A 19,009-nucleotide genomic window follows, 5' to 3' on the forward strand; every position below is an offset into this window, starting at 1 on the left:
AGGCCGGTGGCAGGTGCCGGCTCCGGGTGTAACAAAAAAAAATCCACCACCGCTTCAGGTGAATTAGGATGGGGCCCAGCCAGCCCCCGCCATGTCCAGAAACACCCCATCCGACTCTTCTTTTCTGCTGACCACAGATCTCATCGAAAGGGCCCAGAGCCACGGGCTTCGAAGCCTCCTCCTTCTCTTGCTGCTTGGTCTGCCCGTTGTGCTGGCGCTGTCGGTCTTTCAAAGCAGTGGCCTCGTGCAAATCAGCATTGTGTTGGCGGCCCTCGCAATGACCGGCCTTGCGTACTGGCTGCTCTACAAAGGACACCCCCTTTGGGCGTGCTACGTGGTGGTGTTCCTGATGCTGTCCTGCTCGACGGCCGGCATGGTGGCCTTTGGGTCCGTTCGCAGCGCGCTTGTGCTCGGCTTCGTTGCCGCCCTGGTCACGGCTGGAATGCGACTCGGAAAAAAGGCGCTCATTCTCACAGTAGTGGCCAGCGCAGCAACACTGGGCGTATTGACCTGGGCCGAAGCGAATGGCCTGCTGGGACGGCCAGATTTTGGTGTGAATGTGAGGTTCTGGTTGATCCAGGTCTTGCTGCTGACCGGCATTGCGGTAAGTGTCTTCACCAGCCGCCAGGTGGTGCTGAGGGCAATGCGGGAGCAGCTCACAGAGCTGAAACTGAGGGAACAGGTCGAGACGCAACTGCGCGTCAGCGAAGACAGGTTCAGCCGCGTCTTCCGCAACAGTCCGGCAGCCATCCTGGTAATGCACATTGCCGACATGAAAGTGCTGGACGTGAACCCGGCCTTCGAACGCATGTATGGCTATGCGCGTAACGACATTATTGGGAAGACGGACGCCCTGCTCTGGAACGATCCCCAGGTTCGCCGGAACTTCCGGCTGCAAATGGAGGCGCAGGGTCGCGTCCTCAGCTTCGCAATGGACGCCCGCACAAAAGACGACCGGGTCATCAATGTGTTGTTGTCTTCGGAGATGGAGGGAGAAGGCCCGGATCGCATAGTTGTCTCGACCATCACAGATGTCACCGCTGAAACCCGGGCCCGGCTGGAGGCGCGCCAGTCCGCGGAGCTCTTTTCGAAGGCGTTTGACTACAGTCCCATCAACATGTCGATCACCCGCGTGAGCGACGGTACCTATCTGGCAGTCAATGCCTCGGCTGACCGGGTTCAGGGCTACACGGCGGGCGAGCTGCTGGGCAAAACCTCGGTAGAGGTGGGTGTATGGCGCGACGCCGCTGAACGCGAGGCGTTTATCGAAGCGCTTCGTCAGCATGGGCGGGTCAGCGGGCTGCACTCGCAAATGCGCCACAAAGACGGCTACATGATCGATTGCCAGACCTGGGCGTCCATCATTGAAATTGGCGGCGAGCCCTGCGTGCTGAGCTCAACGATCAATATCTCCGAGCAGAAAAGGCGCGAAGCCCTGTTGATTGATGTGGCCAGGGGTCTATCGTCAGAAACCGGTGAGGCCTTCTTTCGCTCCGTGGTTCAGCATTTGGCAACTGCGATCCATGCCGATATGGTGATGGTTGGGGAAACGTCGCCTGATCAAAAATCCGTGACCTCGCTGGCACTGATCCATGACGGCTTGCTTCAGCCCGACATCAAGTACGAACTTGCCGGGACACCCTGCGACCGCGCGATCACCAAACGCGACCTGTGTGTCTACGAAGACAACATCCAGACGCTTTTCCCCCAGGATCCGTTTCTTGTTGAGGGCAACTTCGAAGCCTATACCGGCATTGCCTTGCGCGATGCCGATGGCACCCCGATCGGTATTGCCAACGCTTTCTGGCGCCATCCGCAGCCGTCATCGCCGGACCGCGACGCCCTGATGCAGATCTTCGCCAGCCGTATCACGGCAGAGTTGGTCCGGTTGCGCCGCGATCGGGAAATCACGCGTCTGAACGAAACGCTGGAGCAACGGGTGAACGAACGTACCGCTCAGCTGCAGGCCACCGATGCCGAACTGGAGTCGTTCGGCTACTCGGTGTCTCACGACCTGCAGTCCCCGCTGCGCAGCATTGAGGGTTTCAGTGTGCTGCTGCGGCGTCGCCTCAAGGGCAAGCTCAACGAGGAAGAAGAGCGTTTGTTCGACCGCGTGACGGTTAATGTGCTGCGTATGCACCAGTTGATCAGCGACCTGCTTGCGCTCACGCGGGCCAGCAAGGGAAAGCTGGTGTTTGAACAGGTCAATCTGAGTGCGATGGCGCACCAGATCGTTGCCCAGGCGCGGCAGCGTGATCCGGGGCGCCAGGTTCAGGTCATCATTCACCCGGGCATCAGTGCGCGCTGCGACAGCAAGTTTGCAAGGATCATTCTTGAACACCTGATTGGCAACGCCTGGAAATACTCGCGCGCCACAGAAGAGGCAAAAATCGAATTTGGGGCACTTGCCGCGCGCGAAGATGGGCGCCAAATTTTGTTCGTTCGCGACAACGGTGTGGGATTCAACATGGCTTATTCAGCCAGCTTGTTCAAGCCCTTTCACCGCCTGCACCATGACACGGAATTTGAAGGCAGCGGCATTGGTCTTGCCACTGCCCACCGGGTGCTTGAACGACACGGCGGGATGATCCGCGCCGAGTCACTTGAGGGCAAGGGAGCCTGCTTTTACTTCTCCTTTGATCCCCGAGCCAGCACGCTTACGAGTTGACGGCTTTTTCCACTGAATACCCGCTTGGCGAAACCGTCTCTTCGGCTGTGACGATTTGCTCGAGCACAGTGCGGGGGTCTGTGTTGTAGGCAAATTTTTTGATCTCTGCCTGATCCCTTTCCTCGATGTCCAGACGTTCTGCCACCTTGCCGAGAAGGCGCAGCATGGCGGTCATTTCCCGCTCATTGAGCAGGTTGATCTGAAGGTCCAGGTGGTGGCGTCTCTCACTCTCCTGGCGAGAAGCGCTCTGCCCAATCATGATGAAAAAGGACAAAAAAATCGCTTCCAGCGAAACCACCAAAGTGAGAAAAGTAAACGGGTAAGGGTCGAACGCCAACGGACTGGTATTGAAGGCTATCCACGCAGCAAAGAACAGCACGTGAATCAGCAAAATGGTTCCGCGCGAGCAGAAGGCAGCTACCGCCGAAGCCATGCGGGACGCCAAGGGCTGCATGGCTTTGCGCTCGCGTTCGATGCGCAAAATATCGTCAATGTTTTTTCGAGTGAACTGCTCGATTGTGCTGTCGCGCACTTCCTTCAAATGGATCACCCTCCTCTTAGAACTTCTTGATGCGGACAGGCGCCGACCCATCGGGTCGGCGCCGTGGCTCTACCAAACCTGCATCCTCAGGCTGGCATTTCGTAGTTGGCCATCAACTCTTCTTTTAGCGTTTTCAGCTCTTCGACCATTCCCTTCAGATCCATATCGCTCTTGCGGGCTTTGGTAAACATCTCGTTGCGCTCTTCTTCCACATGGTGGTCAATGTACTCACCCAGAACCGTGACCTTGGCGTCAAACAGCTCTTCCTCGGCACTCATTTCCGTGATTTGGGCGATCAAATCCTTGGCACTGGCATGCTCGACTTCCGCTTCGTTCAGCAGGTCGTCATCTTCAATGGCGTCACGCGCCGCGGGGTAAAAAATCTGCTCTTCAATTTCTGCGTGGATGGTGAGCTCCATACAGATCTTGTCGGCGAGAGCCTTCTTTTCATCGGCAGGCGCGTCCTCTTCACAGAGTTTTTTGAATTCGGTGAACAGCTTTTTGACGGCAACATGGTCTGCGTCCAGCAGGTCAATGGCGTCATTCTTTTTTGCAGGTGCTTTGCTCATTTTCAGTCCTTTGTTCGTGGGGTAACTTGTCAATAACAGCGCGGCCCTGGCGCCGTGTGGCTGGCAACATGCCAAACACAATTCACTTTAGAAAGCGCCTTTTTCACCCGTTGTCGGACGCTGTTGAACTTCCTGTAGGACTAGGACACGGTGTGGCCGCCTTGTGTTTGTCCTACAGGAATTTTTCCCTGAGCTTGACATGGACAGGCGCGGTGCGCCGCTCTGATGGGAGGTTCATCCACCAATCCGATTTGAAGCTCATGGCAAAAAAGAACACCGCCGCAAACCCAGCCGAAAGCGACGCTGCTGTCGCCACCACCGTCCGCAGGCAACGCGGCATTCAGGCTACGCAGGATGCACAAGACAAGCGGGCGAAGGGGACCAAAAAAACAAGTGGAGCCAAAGCTGTCCAGGCCGGCGCACGGCGGCAACCCACAACACCCCTGCCCGCCCAGCATCTGACCAAACCGGGACGCGAGGCTGACCTTGACCCGCGCCCCAACTTCATTGCTCCGCAGTACGAAGGAAGCAACAAGCTGGCGGGAAAGGTGGCCCTCATCACGGGCGGCGATTCGGGCATCGGGCGCTCGGTGGCCGTGCTTTTTGCGCGCGAAGGCGCCGATGTTTGTATTGCCTATCTCAACGAGCACGAAGATGCCCGGGAAACGGCTCGCTGTGTCGAAGCTGAGGGGCAACGCTGTGTACTGATTGCAGGCGATGTGAAACAGTCAGCATTTGCGGGCAAAGCAGTCAAGAAAACCGTCGACAAGCTGGGCAAGCTTGACATCCTTGTCAACAACGCAGCGTTTCAGGAACACGCCGACTCACTTGAAGACCTGGACGAAGCGCGCTTTGATGAAACATTTCGCACCAACATCTTTGGCTACTTTCACATGGCCAAAGCGGCGATACCGCACTTGAAAGAAGGTAGCTGCATCGTTAACACGGGTTCGATCACGGGCCTGGAAGGCAGCCCCAAACTGCTGGACTACTCCGCAACAAAAGGGGCCATTCACGCATTCACCAAATCGCTGGCAAGCAACCTTATCGACAAGGGTATTCGCGTGAATGCAGTGGCCCCGGGACCGGTGTGGACGCCCTTGAATCCGGCTGACAAAACGGTGGCGGATATTCAAGAGTTTGGCAAGGCAACGGATATGAAACGGCCCGCCCAGCCTGAAGAAATTTCGCCTGCGTATGTTTTTCTGGCAGCGCCCGTCTGCTCGGCGTACATCACCGGTATTGTGCTGCCCATCACGGGCAGCGTAGGGCCGTAGCCGGCTACTTTGCGAAGCGCAGTTAGCAAACAAATAGGCTGTTTGCCCAATACGGAAGGGCGCTGCGTGCTATTCAAACCATAGCGTTTGACCGCTGCCCCTGAGGTCAGTTCGGCTGCGGCGTGGGCTGAATCTGGCCTGGATTGGGAGGCGTTGCAATAGGAGCCAGAGGCTCCGGTGGGGGTACGTTCGGGTCTGTAGCCATATTACTTTTCGGGTTTATCAAGGGGCACGGCCGGCTCGAGTTTGCGGATCATTTTTTCGCCTTCAACATCGGGGCCATCAGACGGAATGTCAGGCTCACTGCCAATTTCCGGTTCTTCCTTGGCAGGCTGCGGGGCCGGGGTTTTTTCAGCCATCATCAGATCCCGGCCGCAATCCAGGGTGCTGTCTCCACGACCAAGGCAGCAGCGGCGGCAACACTGGCGCCAACGACAGACACATAAGCCAAGCCAGCAGCGACAAGGCTGCGAGCCCTGCCGGGCTTGGCGGGACGGTTTTGGGGGGTAAGGAGTTTCATGGCGGTTTCCTTAAGAGTTACCTCCATGGTGATCCTGCCCTGAATGCCGGTTTATAGGCGGCCAAGCTTCCCATATGTCAGCCACTGGCTGACAAGCCAGCCCGCGTAAACCGACCGGCTACAGGCTGTGAGCCAGCCCGCTTACCAGTGTCACCAGCGCGATGCCGACCGCGAGCCAGCAAATTTGCGCTGCCGTCTCCCGCGCGCTCAGGCGCTTTTGCAGTTGCGGTATCAGGTCAGCCAAGGCGACATACAGGAAACTGCTGGACGCAACGACCAGAAAGTAAGGCAGCCAGCTGCCGAGCATGTCGACCAAAAAATACCCTACCGCACCGCCCAGGGCGGTGACAGCGCCTGCCAGGGACACCTTAATCAGTGCAGTACGCTGATCGGACGATGTATGTCGCAACACCACCAAGTCTCCCATGTGGTGGGGAATTTCGTGCGCCAGTACGGCCAGCGAGGTGATGATGCCCAGACGCATGTCGGCGACAAAGGCTGAGGCAATCAGAATGCCATCGCCAAAGGCGTGCACGCTGTCCCCCGTCAACACAGCCCAGCTGCCGGAGCGCGCCCCATGGTTGTGATGGTGACTATGGTGGTGATGGTGGTGCCCATGATCAAGTGGCACGGGAACGGTGTTGACACGCTCGGCGCGAATGGAATTGGCGGTGCGCACTGGGGCAAGCATGTGACCCGCATCATCCCCACCGGCTTTCGGATCATGGTGCTCATGCCCATGGTGGTACAGCTCCGCCTTGTCCAGCAGAAAGAAAAACACCAGCCCGACCAGCAGGGTCGCAAACAGCTCCTGGGCGCCCGCCTGACTTTCAAAAGCCTCGGGGAGCAAGTGCATAAATGCCGTGGCCAGCAAGGCGCCCGCTGCCAGACTGAGCATGTGGGTGGTGTAGCGCGCCAACATGCCGAAACTCAGCAACGCCGCCAGCCACACACTGCCGATGCCGGCAGCAAGGGTCCCCACCAAAATTGCTATCAAAGTCATAGCTACTTGCGCTCGAATTTATTGGGCTGGAGCCCGAAATCATTTAAAAAATATCCGTGTAGGTTACACCACGGGCACCACAGACGACAAAACCCCGGCCGCAGCGTCCAAAGGCTGCGGCCGGGGTTGCTTTTTATCTTACCGTGGCTGTCAAGCCCCCAAAAGCGAAAATGCTGCCGCGGTCGCGCTCACACCCACAAGGCAGAGATGAAAAAAGCCGCCGGCCCTTCAGGGCCCGACGGCTTGCGGCCTGGCGCGAGGGATCAGGCCACCCCGTGGCCCTTGAACCAATCCAGAGCCCGCTTGAAGCCGTCCTCGGCGGCATCCTTGCGGTAGCTGGGGCGGTAGTCGGCGTGGAAGGCATGGGGTGCTTGCGGGTAGACGACAAACTCGGAAGCGGCAGCGGCTTTGTTGCCTTTGGCGCCGGCCTCAGCCATGGCATCTTTCATCTGGTTGACGGTGGTCAATGGAATGCCGCCATCCTGCCCGCCGTAAAGGCCGAGCACGGGCGCCTGCAAACTCGCGGCCAGGTCGACCGGATGCTTGGGTGTCAGAGCCGATGGCTGGCCAACCAGACGGCCATACCAGGCCACACCGGCTTTGACGTTTTTGCTTTGCGCGGCATACAGCCAGGTAATGCGGCCGCCCCAGCAAAAGCCGGTGATGCCCACTTTCCTGACGTTGCCGCCATTGGCCCCTGCCCACTTCACGGCGCCGTCCAGGTCGGCCATGACTTGCTCGTCAGGGACTTTTGTAACCACTTCGGCCTGGAGTTTGGCAATTTCGTTGTACTTGCTGGGGTCACCCTGGCGCGCATAGAGCTCGGGCGCGATCGCCAGGTAGCCCGCCTTGGCAAATCGGCGGGCGGTGTCGGCAATGTATTCGTGCACGCCAAAAATCTCCTGGATGACCAGAATCACGGGCAGATTGGTTTTGCCAGCGGGGGCGGCGTAATAGGCAGGCACCTTGAAGCCATTCACTTCGAAGGTGGTCTCCCCGGCCTTCAGGCCGTCTGAAGAGGTCTTGATGGCGGTCTGCGCCATGATGGGCATGGCGGTTGCGGCATAACCCACACCCAGCGCGGCTTTAAGCGCGGTACGGCGGGTTGCACCGTTTTCAGTGCTTTGGCCGGGGAGCAGGGAATCAAGCTCGGATTTCTGGTCACTGTTCAGCATGGTTTTTCCTTCTGGGTTTGGTGGATCGAAAGCGTGAGTCTATTCGGTCACGGAAATTCTTGCCAGTACAGGGAAATACTGTTGAGTTTTCGCTCATCCCGCGAATATGCGCCGTCGCACGCAGAATGCAAAATTTGGTAACGAAGCTCGACATTAGAACCAGATGACGCGTTTTGGCCACCGATGCAGCCGTAAGACAATGACTACCTCGATGCGTCCCTCATCCTCACAATCGATCAAACTGCCCCACAAGAAACTTTCTTTACACGAGCTGCGGTTATGCAGCAAGTGTGATTCAAAAACCAAACCAAGGATAGCAATATGACAACACTCACAAAAGCGGGTACGGCTCGCAACGCTCTGGTGGCACTCGCCTTGGGTGCGGCTTGCACTCTCCCTTCCATAGCGCAAACAAGTGGCAGTGGCTCCGCAAACAATGGCAGCACCAATACCACCCAACAGCGGGACAACGATTTCGATATGGGATGGCTGGGCCTGCTGGGCCTCGTCGGCCTGCTGGGCCTGAAGCGGAAAGCACCAGACGAGATGCATCGCACAGGAAGCACCTCACGCACCTGATGTTTTGACAATCCTCACAAGTCCGGTCCCGGCGGGCCTACGGGTCGCGCTGGGGCCGTGCTTGTCAAGCGTGGGCAGGAGCGCTAATGCGCCCTTTCCCAATTCGGTCCGATACCGATCTCCGCCAACAATGGCACCTTCAGCTCGGCTACCACAGCCATGATGCGCGGAATCTCACTGCGCACCCACTCAACCTCCGCTTCAGGCACCTCAAACACCAATTCGTCATGCACCTGCATGATCATCTTGGTACCGCGCTTTTCCACGTCGAGGACGTCCTGCACCTTGACCATGCTCAGTTTGATCAAATCCGCCGCAGTGCCCTGCATGGGGGCATTGATGGCGGCACGTTCTGCGCCGCCCCGGCGCGGGCCATTGGGGGAATTGATCTCGGGCAAATACAGGCGCCGGCCAAACACAGTCTCCACATAACCCAGGCTTTTGGCCGAGAGTTTTGTTTCATCCATATAGTTTTTGACACCCGGGTAACGCTGAAAATATTTGTCAATGTAGGCGGCAGCAGCCTTGGTCTCTATTCCCAGATTGCGCGCCAGGCCAAAACTGCTCATGCCGTAAATCAGGCCGAAGTTGATGACCTTGGCATAGCGGCGCTGCTCGCTGCTGACCTGATCCACTGCCACGCCAAACACCTCGGCGGCGGTGGCGCGGTGCACGTCCAGGCCGTCGGTGAAGGCGCGTACCAGCGCTTCGTCCCCACTCAGGTGGGCCATGATGCGCAACTCGATCTGGGAGTAGTCGGCGCTTGCGATAACGTTGCCTGGTGACGCTACAAATGCCTCACGAACCCGGCGCCCCTCGGCGGTTTTCACCGGGATGTTTTGCAGATTCGGATCGTTGCTCGACAGGCGGCCTGTCACCGCCACGGCCTGCGCGTAATGGGTGTGCACTCTCCCGGTTCGCGGCAAAGCCAGCTGGGCCAATTTGTCGGTATACGTGCCTTTGAGTTTGCTGAGCGAGCGGTGCTCAAGCAGCTTGGCGGGCAAGGGGTAATCTTCAGCCAGCTTTTCGAGCACTTCCTCGTCGGTACTGCGCGCGCCGCTCGGCGTTTTCTTGATCACTGGCATGCCCAGCTTGTCAAAGAAAATCTCACCGAGCTGCTTGGGGCTTCCTAAATTAAAGGGCTGGCCTGCAATCTCATAGGCCTCAGTCTCAAGCTGAATGATCCTTTGCCCCAGCTCGTGGCTTTGCGCGGCGAGCATGGGCGCGTCAATCAGCACACCGTTGCGCTCAATGCGGTACAGGGACTCGCTGCTTTTCATCTCCAGCTCGTAGATAAAACGCAGCTTGTCGTTGGCCTGGATCTGCGGCCACAACACGCGGTGCACGTCCAGCGTTTGGTCCGAGTCCTCGCATGAATATTCAGCCGCCTTGGCAATGTCAACCTGGTTGAACTTGATCTGGTGCGCACCCTTGCCGCACAGGTCTTCGTAGTTGATGCCGCTACGCCCCACGTGACGCTCCGCCAGGCTGGCCAGTCCGTGCGGCTTGTGCACTTCCAGCACATAACTCTGCAGCATGGTGTCGTGCGCGTAGCCCTGCACTTCGATGCCGTGATTCGCAAACACGTGCCTGTCGTATTTGACGTGTTGTCCCAGCTTGGCCTTGGCGGGGTTTTCCAGCCAGGGTTTCAGGCGGGCCAGGACTTCGTCGCGCGGCAGTTGCGCGGGCGCATCGGGGTAGTCGTGCGTCAGCGGGATATAAGCCGCCTCACCGGGCAACACACTGAAACTCACGCCCACAATCTCGGCCCGCATTTCGTCCAGCGAGGTGGTCTCGGTATCCACGGCGACCAGTTCTGCGGCGTCAATTTTTGCCAGCCACCGATCCAGCGCCTCCCAGGTGAATACGGTGTCGTACTCCAGGTTGGTGTTGCGTTGCGCCAAGGGCGCGTCGGGCGTCACTGGCTCATCAAACAGCCCAGGAGAGCCATCCGTACCTTTGCTGGCAGTTGGCGCGTGGCGTCCTTCAGCCCCACCGAGCAACTCAGGCGGCGTGGTTTCTATTCCGATCTGCCTGACCAGCCCCTTGAAGCCGTACTTCTCGTAAAAATCTTTGAGCGCCTCGGTCTGCTGCGCACCCATGGCAATCGCATCCAGCGCGGGCAGACCATCCACATGGTCGATCAGGTCGCAGTCTTTCTTGATGGTGAGCAACTCGCGCCCCCTGGGCAGCCAGTCCAGGCTCTGGCGCAAGTTCTCGCCGACCACACCCTTGATCTCGCCGGCGCGCGCAACCAGCGCATCCAGCGAGCCGTATTCCAGCAGCCATTTCACTGCCGTCTTCGGCCCGACTTTGGGAACGCCCGGTACGTTGTCGACTGCATCCCCGACGAGCGTCTGGTAGTCCACCATCAGCCGGGGCGGCACGCCGAACTCGGCCTCCACTCCAGCCAAGTCGCGGCGGCGATCGTTCATGGTGTCGATCACCGTGATGTTTTCATCCACCAACTGGCTCAAGTCCTTGTCGCCGCTGGAAATGATCACCTCGATGCCTTGCTTTGAGGCCATGCAGGCCAGCGTCCCAATCACATCGTCGGCCTCAACACCCGGCACGTTCAAAATTTTCCAGCCCAGCAGTTGCACCACCTCGTGGATGGGCTCCACCTGGCTGCGCAGATCGTCGGGCATGGGTGAGCGCTGGGCTTTGTAGTCGGGGTACAAGGCATCGCGAAAAGTCGGCCCTTTGGCATCAAACACGCAGGCTGCGTAGTCAGACCGCACGTCCTTGCGCAGCTTTTGCATCATGTTGATCATGCCGCGTATGGCCCCGGTCGCCGGACTGGCTGGATCGCCAGGGTTGGCGCGAAGGTCTGGCATGGCATGAAACGCCCGGTACAGATAGCTGGAGCCGTCCACCAGCAAGAGTGTTTTTTTGTCTGTGCTCATGGCTAGGGCCTGTTCACACTATTTATGCAAGTGCGAATATGGTTAAAACAGCGCCAATCTAGGCGCGCGACGACGCTCAGCCTGGGCGGCTGAGCTAGGAGTGCAACAACGAGTGGAGCTGTTTTAACCATATTCCCTTCGGGTTGCGGCCAAAAAGGCCATGCGCAGCGTTGCAAAGCCTTGCCGGGCTTCAGCCCGGCTGCATTTTGCGCCTCACGCATGGCCTTTTTGACTCGCAACGCATCTTGTATAAATAGTGTGAGCAGGCCCTAGATTGTCTCCGGTTTGGCTGGTGTATCCATGACAGGGCCAGCCCCCTACAATGCACCCATGCAACACCCCATTCGCTCTTTTTTGCTCGCCGGTGCCGCTTCGGTGCTGGTTTTGGCTCCGGCCTTCGCCCAGACCCCGGCGCCTGCCGCCGCAAAGGCGCCGATTCTGGAACCGGGCACCAACCCGGCCAGCAACCGGCCCGAGCAGACGATTCAGCGCATCACCGTTGAAGACGCTGGTTCGCGCATTGACGAGGTGCGGGTCGGTGGCGAAACACAAAGCATCACCGTCCAACCCAAACTCAACGTGCCTGCCTACGAGGTGTTGCCGTCCGAGGCCAGCAAGGGTGGCGGTAGCGGCCCGTCGCAGTCAGGCGCTGGCGCCGCCGGCAAACGCGTCTGGAACGTGCTGAAGTTCTAGCTTCCACTTCGCGCTTCAGTTTCAGGCATGGCCGTTTATACCGAGGTCTCGTTTGACGAGGCCGCGCCCCTGTTGCAGTCTCTTGGATTGGGAGCACTGCAAACCATCACCGCCTGCAGTGGCGGAATCGAAAACACCAACTACTTTGTCGATACCGATCAGGGCCGCTACGTGCTCACCCTGTTTGAGCGACTGACCTTTGAGCAGTTACCGTTTTATCTGCACTTGATGAAACACCTGGCCCAGCGCGGCATAGCCGTGCCAGAGCCACACGCGCTGATGACCGGCGATGCCACAAAGCCAGGCGATATTCTGCTGACACTGAACGGCAAGCCCGCGGCTGTGGTCAACCGGTTGCGCGGCCGTAGCGAGCTGTCCCCCACGCCGGCGCACTGCGCCAAAGTGGGTGAAATGCTTGCACGCATGCACCTGGCAGGGCTGGACTATCCGCGGCAGCAGCCGAACCTGCGCGGCCTGAGCTGGTGGAACGAAACCGTGCCCGTGGTGCTGCCGTATCTAAGCCCCGAGCAAAACAGGCTGATTTTGTCCGAGCTGGCCTACCAGAACCATATTGCGGCTTCGTCCGCGTACCGGGCCCTGCCACGCGGGCCTGTGCACGCCGATCTTTTTCGAGACAACGTCATGTTTGAAACCAGGGATGGCGCATTGGAGTTGACCGGGTTTTTTGATTTTTATTTTGCGGGCTGTGACACCTGGCTGTTTGATATCGGCGTTGCGCTGAACGACTGGTGTATTGAGCTGGACACCGGCGCACAGGATGCGGATCGCTCGCAGGCGTTCATGGCGGCGTACCAGGGCGTGCGCGCCTTGACCCCCCATGAGCGCACACTGCTCCCAGCCATGCAGCGGGCGGGCGCGCTGCGGTTCTGGACTTCGAGGCTCTGGGACTTCCATTTGCCGCGCGAAGCCGCCGTTTTGCAAGCGCATGATCCCGGGCATTTTGAGCGGGTGCTGCGCCAAAGGCTGGCCCACCCTTATAGTTTGCAGTCCTGAGCCAGTCATTCAGCTCTGATCAAAGGTAGCGGAGGCCCCCATTTTTCAAGCAAACTGGGCCCACACCGTTAAATTATTCACTGCGGCGCCGATTTTTCGGAGGGCCGGTTGAACTTGCCCCGCCCTGACTTCACCAACATGCAACTTTTGTAATGAAATTAAACATCGTCCCCGCACGCACTGGCATCACATGGGTCAAGCTCGGCATTCAAACCTTTTTCAAGCAGCCGCTCGCCTTGACCGGACTGTTTTTTCTGTACATGGCGGCGGCAACACTTGCCTCCATGATTCCCTTTCTGGGTGTGGTGATTGCGCTGGCGCTTGTGCCGGCCGCCACATTGGGTTTGATGGCGGCGACCCAAGTGGCCATCGGCGGCCGCTTTCCGATGCCAGCCGTTTTGATCAGTGCTTTTCGGGCCGGCCGGCAACGCGCGCGCGCCATGCTGGTGCTGGGGTTCCTCTATGCCGCTGCTTGCCTAGTGGTTGTATCGATTGTTCCGCTGTTTTTCGACGTGCCTGTAACCGCAGAAAATGCGCTGGCGCCCGAGATGCAGGGCGTGATGCTCGCCATTCTGGTTTTGTATATGCCGATTTCGGTTTTGTTTTGGCACGCCCCCGCGCTGGTTCACTGGCACGGCGTACCGCCCGTGAAAAGCCTGTTTTTCAGCGCTGTTGTTTGCTTTCGAAATGCGGGCGCCTACACGCTCTTCGGCCTGGCCTGGATGGTCGTGCTGGTGATCATGGGCGTGGTCGTCAGTCTGGCCGCTGGGCTCATCGGAGGGCCCAAGGTCGCAGCCGCGCTGCTTATGCCGGTCGCCTTGTTGATGGCGGCCATGTTTTCAACCTCGCTGTACTTCACCTTTCGCGACAGTTTTGAAGAGCCCCTTGTGATCACGACCGACGATACCCCCACCCCAGGAGAGACTCCATGACCCAGCACCTGCTGCAAGGCCGAGAAGAAAAAGAAATACTGTGGTTTCAACGGCGCGACACGCTCAAGGCGGCTGCCGCCTGGATTGCGATGGGGGGCCTGCCCGCAGCCATGGCGCAGCAGCGCAGCAACATTGTTCAACTGACCGGCGACGCCACAGTCAACGGCAACCGCCTGAGCGCGCAGCAGACCATCCAGTCGGGGGATGACATCCAGACGGGGCCGGGGAGCAACCTGGTGTTTGTGATTGGAAACGCTTCGTTTCAGGTCCGGCAAAATTCCAGTATCTCGGTCGAGCGGGGCGGCACGCTGAATGTGGTAAGTGTGTTGCGGCTTTTGACCGGCGCCGTAGGCAGCGTATGGGGCAAAGGCGTCAACCGCAGCATCGTCATGCCCACACTGACGGCCGGCATCCGCGGCACAGGCGTGTATGCAGAAATTTTTGCTGATCGCGGCGACCGCAACTATTTTTGCAATTGTTATGGCACGGTTGATGTGGGCGCAGGCCCAGAAAAAGTGGTGTCAGAGGCGCAGTATCACCAGGCCTTCTGGGCCGATGCAAATCCCCAGAATGGCCGCTTCCTGAGCCCCGCCGGGGCTATCAATCACAGTGATGAGGAGCTGGAGTTTCTGGCTCGCCTGATTGACCAGCGCACGTACTGGCAGATTGTCGGGCGTAAAGGCAATCGGGACGGCAGCGGGACCATGGGTTACTGAGCAAAAAGCTAATTCACCGGCGTCAGCTTGGCCACACTCAGCGCCAGCCATTTGACGCCGTGACGCGTGAAATTGATTTGGGCACGTGCGTCATCGCCGCTGCCTTCCAGCATCATCACCTTGCCCTCGCCAAACTTGGCGTGAAACACCTCCATGCCGGTTTTCAGGCCATGCGCGGGCGCATTGCGCTGCACCGGCACCGGTGGATTGGCAAAACGCTCCCCCGTGGAAACTCTTGAGGCATATGCGTTCTTCGCCCAGTCACCACGGTCACTGTTTGCTCCTGAATTGCTAGCACCTGACCAGCCACCCGAGTGACCGCCGTAGGCTGACGCAAAGCCCTGGTGTTTGGGCGTGATCCATTTCAACGCTGCCTCAGGCAACTCTTCAAAGAAGCGGCTCTTCAGGTGATAGCGGGTTTGGCCATGCAACATGCGGGTTTGCGAATGGCTCAGGTACAAACGCTGGCGTGCCCGTGTGATGGCCACATACATCAGCCGCCGCTCTTCCTCCAGACCGTCCTGATCGCTCATGGAGTTTTCATGCGGAAACAGTCCCTCTTCCATGCCCGTGATAAACACGCAGTCAAACTCCAGACCTTTGGAAGAATGCACCGTCATCAGTTGCACGGCGTCCTGTCCGGCATGCGCCTGGTTGTCACCGGACTCCAGCGCGGCGTGGGTTAAAAACGCGGCCAGCGGTGACAGCGTCTCGCCGGTTTCTGCGTCGGGGGCCAGAAGCTCAGGGAGCGGCTCGCTGGACAAAGGCGAAGACAGATCAATCCCCTGGCTGGCTGGCGACTGGCTCAAACTGGCGCCCAGTTCATCAACCGGCAAAGCGACCGCGTCACGGCCAAAACCCTCCATGCTGACAAAAGACTCAGCGGCATTCACCAATTCGCCCAAGTTTTCCAGCCTGTCCTGGCCTTCTTTTTCCAGCTTGTAGTGCTCTTCCAGGCCGCTGTGCTGCAGCACCAGTTCGATGATCTCTCGCAGACTCAGGCCGGGCGTTTGCTCGCGCAGAACGTCAAGCTTGGCAACAAATGCGCCCAAGTTGGCGCCCGCCTTGCCGGTGACAGCACTGACCGCGTCGTGCAGCGAGCAACCCGAGACGCGCGCGATATCCTGGAGCTGCTCAATGCTGCGCGCGCCTATGCCGCGCGGCGGAAAATTGACGACACGCATGAAGCTGGTGTCGTCGTTGGGATTTTCGAGCAGGCGCAAATAAGCCAGCGCGTGTTTGATCTCGGCGCGCTCGAAAAAGCGCAGGCCGCCATACACGCGGTAGGGAATCCCGTTGTTGAAGAGCGCAGTTTCCATCACCCGGCTTTGCGCATTGCTGCGGTACAGCAGCGCAATCTCCTTGCGGTCCGTGCCGTCACGCACGAGTTGGCGGACTTCATCCACAAACCACTGCGCCTCGGCAAAATCCGAAGTCGCTTCAAACACCCGAACCGGTTCACCCGGCCCGGCCTCGGTGCGCAGGTTTTTGCCCAGGCGCTTGCTGTTGTGGCTGATCAGCTCATTGGCCGAATCAAGAATATTGCCGAAGCTGCGGTAATTGCGCTCAAGCTTGATCTGATGCGCGACCTGAAACTCTCGCACAAAGTCGGCCATGTTGCCCACCCGCGCACCACGAAACGCATAAATGCTCTGGTCGTCGTCACCGACCGCAATAACAGAGCCGCCCGGCATGGCGACGGCACCCGCTGCAGAATCGTCCCCCTGCCCCGCCAGCATCTTGATCCAGGCGTATTGCAGCTTGTTGGTGTCCTGAAACTCGTCAATCAGGATGTGGCGAAAGCGCCGCTGGTAGTGTTCGCGCACAGGTGCGTTGTCGCGCAGCAGTTCGTAGCTGCGCAGCATCAGCTCGCCGAAATCTACGACACCTTCTCGCTGGCACTGCTCTTCATACAGCGCGTAAATTTCGGCCTTCTTGCGGGTTTCTTCATCACGCACCGCTACGTCTTTGGCACGTTGTCCGTCCTCTTTGCAGGCGGCGATAAACCACATCAATTGCTTGGGCGGAAAACGCTCGTCATCAATGTTGAACTGTTTGCACAGGCGCTTGATGGCGGAAAGCTGATCCTGAGTATCCAGAATCTGGAAGGTTGAGGGCAAATTGGCCAGCTTGTAATGCGCGCGCAAAAAGCGGTTGCACAGGCCGTGGAAAGTCCCTATCCACATGCCGCGCACGTTGACGGGCAGCATGGCCGAAAGGCGTGCCAACATCTCCTTAGCAGCCTTGTTGGTAAAGGTAACGGCCAGGATGCCGCCGGACGACACCTGCCCTGTTTGCAGCAACCAGGCGATGCGGGTGGTGAGCACCCGGGTCTTGCCGGAGCCGGCGCCGGCCAGGATCAGCGCATGGGTATTGGGCAAGGTGACCGCGGCCAATTGCTCCGGGTTAAGATTTTGCAAGAGTGGGGAGCTTGGTACGACTTCTAAATACATCCCCTCATTGTAGAAAGCCCTTGATGCCCTCGTTGATTCCGTTGCGCTTGGCCCTGCTTGCGCTCACCCTTGGTCTCGCCTCAGCCGCCCACGGCCAATCTTCCTGTTCCAGTGACGGTCAACCCAGGCCCACCGCGTTGCTGGAACGTTTCATCAATGCGGATTGCGCGAACTGCTGGGCAGACTCCGCTACAGCCAGAGCGCGCCGCGGCGAGATTGCACTGGACTGGATTGCGCCTGGAACCAGGGGCGACGACGCGCCCCTGTCAGTTGCCGCCACTCGCGACGCGCTGGGCCGCTTGCAGGCGCTCGGCCAAAGCCTTCCCCCGGCGCGAATGGACAACACCAGTTCCTTGCGCGGCATGCAAAACAATGTGCTGCGCGTGGCCCACGGTCTTCCCGTCTCCGGGTATGTAGGTGCCTCTATCGAGTTCAAGTCCCCCGCCCGCACTGCGAACGCGCAGCCGTGGACGGCCTGGCTGGCGCTGGTGGAAGCTATCCCCGTCGGCACGGAAGGATCACCCGTCGCCAGAAATCTTGTTCGAAACGTCTTCCAGTCCAGGTGGAATGCGGATCAGAAGCTATCAAAAAAGGAGCGCCTGAGTTTCTCCGACGCCCGCTCCATGGACATCCCGCAAGGCATGAACACAGAGAGGCTGCGTATCATCGGCTGGGTGCAGGATGCTGAAGGACGCATCATTGGAGCGGCGCAGTCGCGCTGCGCCAGGCCCTAGCGCAGTCCGCGCAGCATCCACCCTGGCGTATACCGGGTATACGTCAGCGGCTCTGGCCTCCTTCGATCCAAGCGCATAGAATCAGTCACCGGGCCCAAGCAATTGCGCCCGGTTTTTTGTTTCCGCTCTCGCGGACAAACACCGGTCCAATCCAAGTGCCTTCTGTTCCTCAACAGGTTTTAAAGGCTTGGACACCATGGAAATCTTCGACTACGACAATGTTTTGCTGCTCCCCCGCAAATGCCGCGTGGAGAGCCGCTCGGAATGCAACGCCAGCGTGACGCTCGGCGGCCGCAGCTTTCGCATCCCGGTGGTACCGGCCAACATGAAGACCGTGATCAACGAGGGCATTAGCGTATGGATGGCCAAAAACGGCTTCTTCTACGTGATGCACCGCTTTGATCTGGATAACGTCCAGTTTGTCAAAAGCATGGCCCAACAGGGTGCCTATGCCTCGATTTCACTGGGCGTCAAAAAACCTGATTACGACACGGTGGACCAGCTTGTTGCCGAGGGCTTGGCGCCTGAATACATCACCATCGACATTGCCCATGGCCATGCAGACACCGTACAGCGCATGATCACTTACCTGAAGGAAAAGCTGCCCTCCTCGTTTGTGATTGCAGGCAATGTGGCAACCCCGGAGGCGGTAATTGACCTGGAAACCTGGGGCGCTGACGCGACCAAGGTGGGCGTGGGCCCCGGCAAGGTTTGCATCACCAAAATGAAAACCGGCTTTGGCACAGGCGGCTGGCAGCTCTCGGCGCTGAAGTGGTGCGCCCGTGTAGCCACCAAACCCATCATTGCTGACGGCGGGATACGTGAGCATGGCGACATCGCCAAGTCCATCCGTTTTGGCGCGACGATGGTGATGATTGGCTCCATGCTGGCGGGGCTCGAGGAAAGCCCCGGCAAAACCGTGGAGGTCGAGGGCAAGCTCTTCAAGGAGTATTACGGAAGCGCTTCCGACTTCAACAAGGGCGAGTACAAACACGTTGAGGGCAAGCGGATTCTGGAGCCGGTCAAGGGCTCATTGGAAGACACGCTGCGCGAGATGGAAGAAGACGTGCAAAGCGCCATCAGTTACGCCGGCGGCGTCAAACTCATGGACATTCGCAAGGTCAACTACGTCATTCTGGGTGGCGACAACGCCGGCGAACATCTGCTGATGTAGACCTACAGGGATGGGGCTCAAGGGAGGTTACAGTCTCGGGCTGACCATGAAAGAG

The 19,009-nt window shown here is 58.8% G+C and carries 17 protein-coding genes; 9 read left to right on the forward strand and 8 right to left on the reverse strand.

Translation table 11 applies throughout. The features are described 5' to 3' along the window. The first annotated feature begins 91 nt into the window (after positions 1–91). Positions 92–2,668 carry a PAS domain S-box protein gene (locus tag VE934_RS11540; RefSeq protein ID WP_324887560.1) on the forward strand — a complete coding sequence of 859 codons (2,577 nt, stop codon included), beginning with the start codon at positions 92–94 and terminating at the stop codon, positions 2,666–2,668. Here the strand turns inward: VE934_RS11540 and VE934_RS11545 are convergent. Further along, entirely contained in the window at positions 2,658–3,200 is a 543-nt protein-coding gene (locus tag VE934_RS11545) for a DUF1003 domain-containing protein (RefSeq protein WP_324887562.1), read from the reverse strand. The genes VE934_RS11540 and VE934_RS11545 overlap by 11 nt on opposite strands. Before the next feature lie 95 nt (positions 3,201–3,295). After that, positions 3,296–3,778, reverse strand: coding sequence for a hemerythrin domain-containing protein (locus VE934_RS11550; protein ID WP_324887564.1), 483 nt, complete (start codon positions 3,776–3,778; stop codon positions 3,296–3,298). Between the two features lie 260 nt (positions 3,779–4,038). On the opposite strand from VE934_RS11550, the gene VE934_RS11555 reads away from it, so the two are divergent. Then, positions 4,039–5,055 carry an SDR family oxidoreductase gene (locus VE934_RS11555; RefSeq protein WP_324887566.1) on the forward strand — a complete coding sequence of 339 codons (1,017 nt, stop codon included), beginning with the start codon at positions 4,039–4,041 and terminating at the stop codon, positions 5,053–5,055. Positions 5,056–5,261: 206 nt separating this feature from the next. On the opposite strand, the gene VE934_RS11560 is transcribed toward VE934_RS11555, so the two are convergent. From VE934_RS11560 to VE934_RS11575, 4 genes are all read right to left on the reverse strand, one after another. Continuing rightward, positions 5,262–5,414: a hypothetical protein gene (locus tag VE934_RS11560; RefSeq protein ID WP_324887567.1), complete on the reverse strand. Its 153-nt coding sequence runs from the start codon at positions 5,412–5,414 to the stop codon at positions 5,262–5,264. Between the two features lie 2 nt (positions 5,415–5,416). Continuing rightward, a complete protein-coding gene (locus VE934_RS11565) occupies positions 5,417–5,575 on the reverse strand; it encodes a hypothetical protein (protein ID WP_324887569.1) in 159 nt (52 codons plus the stop codon). A 118-nt stretch (positions 5,576–5,693) separates the two neighbouring features. Continuing rightward, positions 5,694–6,578, reverse strand: coding sequence for a ZIP family metal transporter (locus tag VE934_RS11570; protein ID WP_324887571.1), 885 nt, complete (start codon positions 6,576–6,578; stop codon positions 5,694–5,696). Between the two features lie 263 nt (positions 6,579–6,841). Next, on the reverse strand, positions 6,842–7,753 hold the full coding sequence (locus VE934_RS11575) for a dienelactone hydrolase family protein (RefSeq protein ID WP_324887573.1): 912 nt from the start codon (positions 7,751–7,753) through the stop codon (positions 6,842–6,844). Positions 7,754–8,074: 321 nt separating this feature from the next. On the opposite strand from VE934_RS11575, the gene VE934_RS11580 reads away from it, so the two are divergent. Then, on the forward strand, positions 8,075–8,332 hold the full coding sequence (locus VE934_RS11580) for a WGxxGxxG family protein (RefSeq protein ID WP_324887575.1): 258 nt from the start codon (positions 8,075–8,077) through the stop codon (positions 8,330–8,332). 83 nt (positions 8,333–8,415) lie between these two features. On the opposite strand, the gene polA is transcribed toward VE934_RS11580, so the two are convergent. Continuing rightward, complete coding sequence (polA, locus tag VE934_RS11585; RefSeq protein WP_324887577.1) at positions 8,416–11,238, reverse strand: DNA polymerase I; 2,823 nt, start codon at positions 11,236–11,238, stop codon at positions 8,416–8,418. A 330-nt stretch (positions 11,239–11,568) separates the two neighbouring features. Between polA and VE934_RS11590 the strand changes: the two genes are divergently transcribed. The 4 genes from VE934_RS11590 to VE934_RS11605 all read left to right on the forward strand — a co-directional run bounded on the left by VE934_RS11590 (position 11,569) and on the right by VE934_RS11605 (position 14,593). Further along, positions 11,569–11,931, forward strand: coding sequence for a hypothetical protein (locus tag VE934_RS11590; RefSeq protein WP_324887579.1), 363 nt, complete (start codon positions 11,569–11,571; stop codon positions 11,929–11,931). 27 nt (positions 11,932–11,958) lie between these two features. Then, the gene (locus VE934_RS11595; protein ID WP_324887581.1) at positions 11,959–12,945 is read left to right on the forward strand and encodes a homoserine kinase; all 987 of its coding nucleotides are present in this window, start codon (positions 11,959–11,961) and stop codon (positions 12,943–12,945) included. 152 nt (positions 12,946–13,097) lie between these two features. Continuing rightward, positions 13,098–13,877, forward strand: coding sequence for a BPSS1780 family membrane protein (locus tag VE934_RS11600; protein ID WP_324887583.1), 780 nt, complete (start codon positions 13,098–13,100; stop codon positions 13,875–13,877). Beyond that, positions 13,874–14,593, forward strand: coding sequence for an iron dicitrate transport regulator FecR (locus VE934_RS11605; RefSeq protein ID WP_324887585.1), 720 nt, complete (start codon positions 13,874–13,876; stop codon positions 14,591–14,593). The genes VE934_RS11600 and VE934_RS11605 overlap by 4 nt, the downstream gene beginning before the upstream one ends. A gap of 8 nt (positions 14,594–14,601) precedes the next feature. Here the strand turns inward: VE934_RS11605 and VE934_RS11610 are convergent, their stop codons facing one another. Next, on the reverse strand, positions 14,602–17,046 hold the full coding sequence (locus VE934_RS11610; protein ID WP_324887587.1) for a UvrD-helicase domain-containing protein: 2,445 nt from the start codon (positions 17,044–17,046) through the stop codon (positions 14,602–14,604). Between the two features lie 23 nt (positions 17,047–17,069). Here VE934_RS11610 and VE934_RS11615 point away from each other — a divergent pair, with 23 nt between their 5' ends. Both VE934_RS11615 and VE934_RS11620 read left to right on the forward strand, forming a co-directional pair. Then, complete coding sequence (locus VE934_RS11615) at positions 17,070–17,780, forward strand: hypothetical protein (RefSeq protein WP_324887589.1); 711 nt, start codon at positions 17,070–17,072, stop codon at positions 17,778–17,780. A 196-nt stretch (positions 17,781–17,976) separates the two neighbouring features. Beyond that, positions 17,977–18,954 (forward strand): GMP reductase, encoded by a 978-nt coding sequence (locus VE934_RS11620; RefSeq protein WP_324887590.1) that lies wholly within the window; start codon positions 17,977–17,979, stop codon positions 18,952–18,954. Positions 18,955–19,009 lie beyond the last annotated feature (55 nt).

It is taken from the genome of Polaromonas sp. (assembly GCF_035638815.1).
GTDB lineage: Bacteria > Pseudomonadota > Gammaproteobacteria > Burkholderiales > Burkholderiaceae_C > Polaromonas.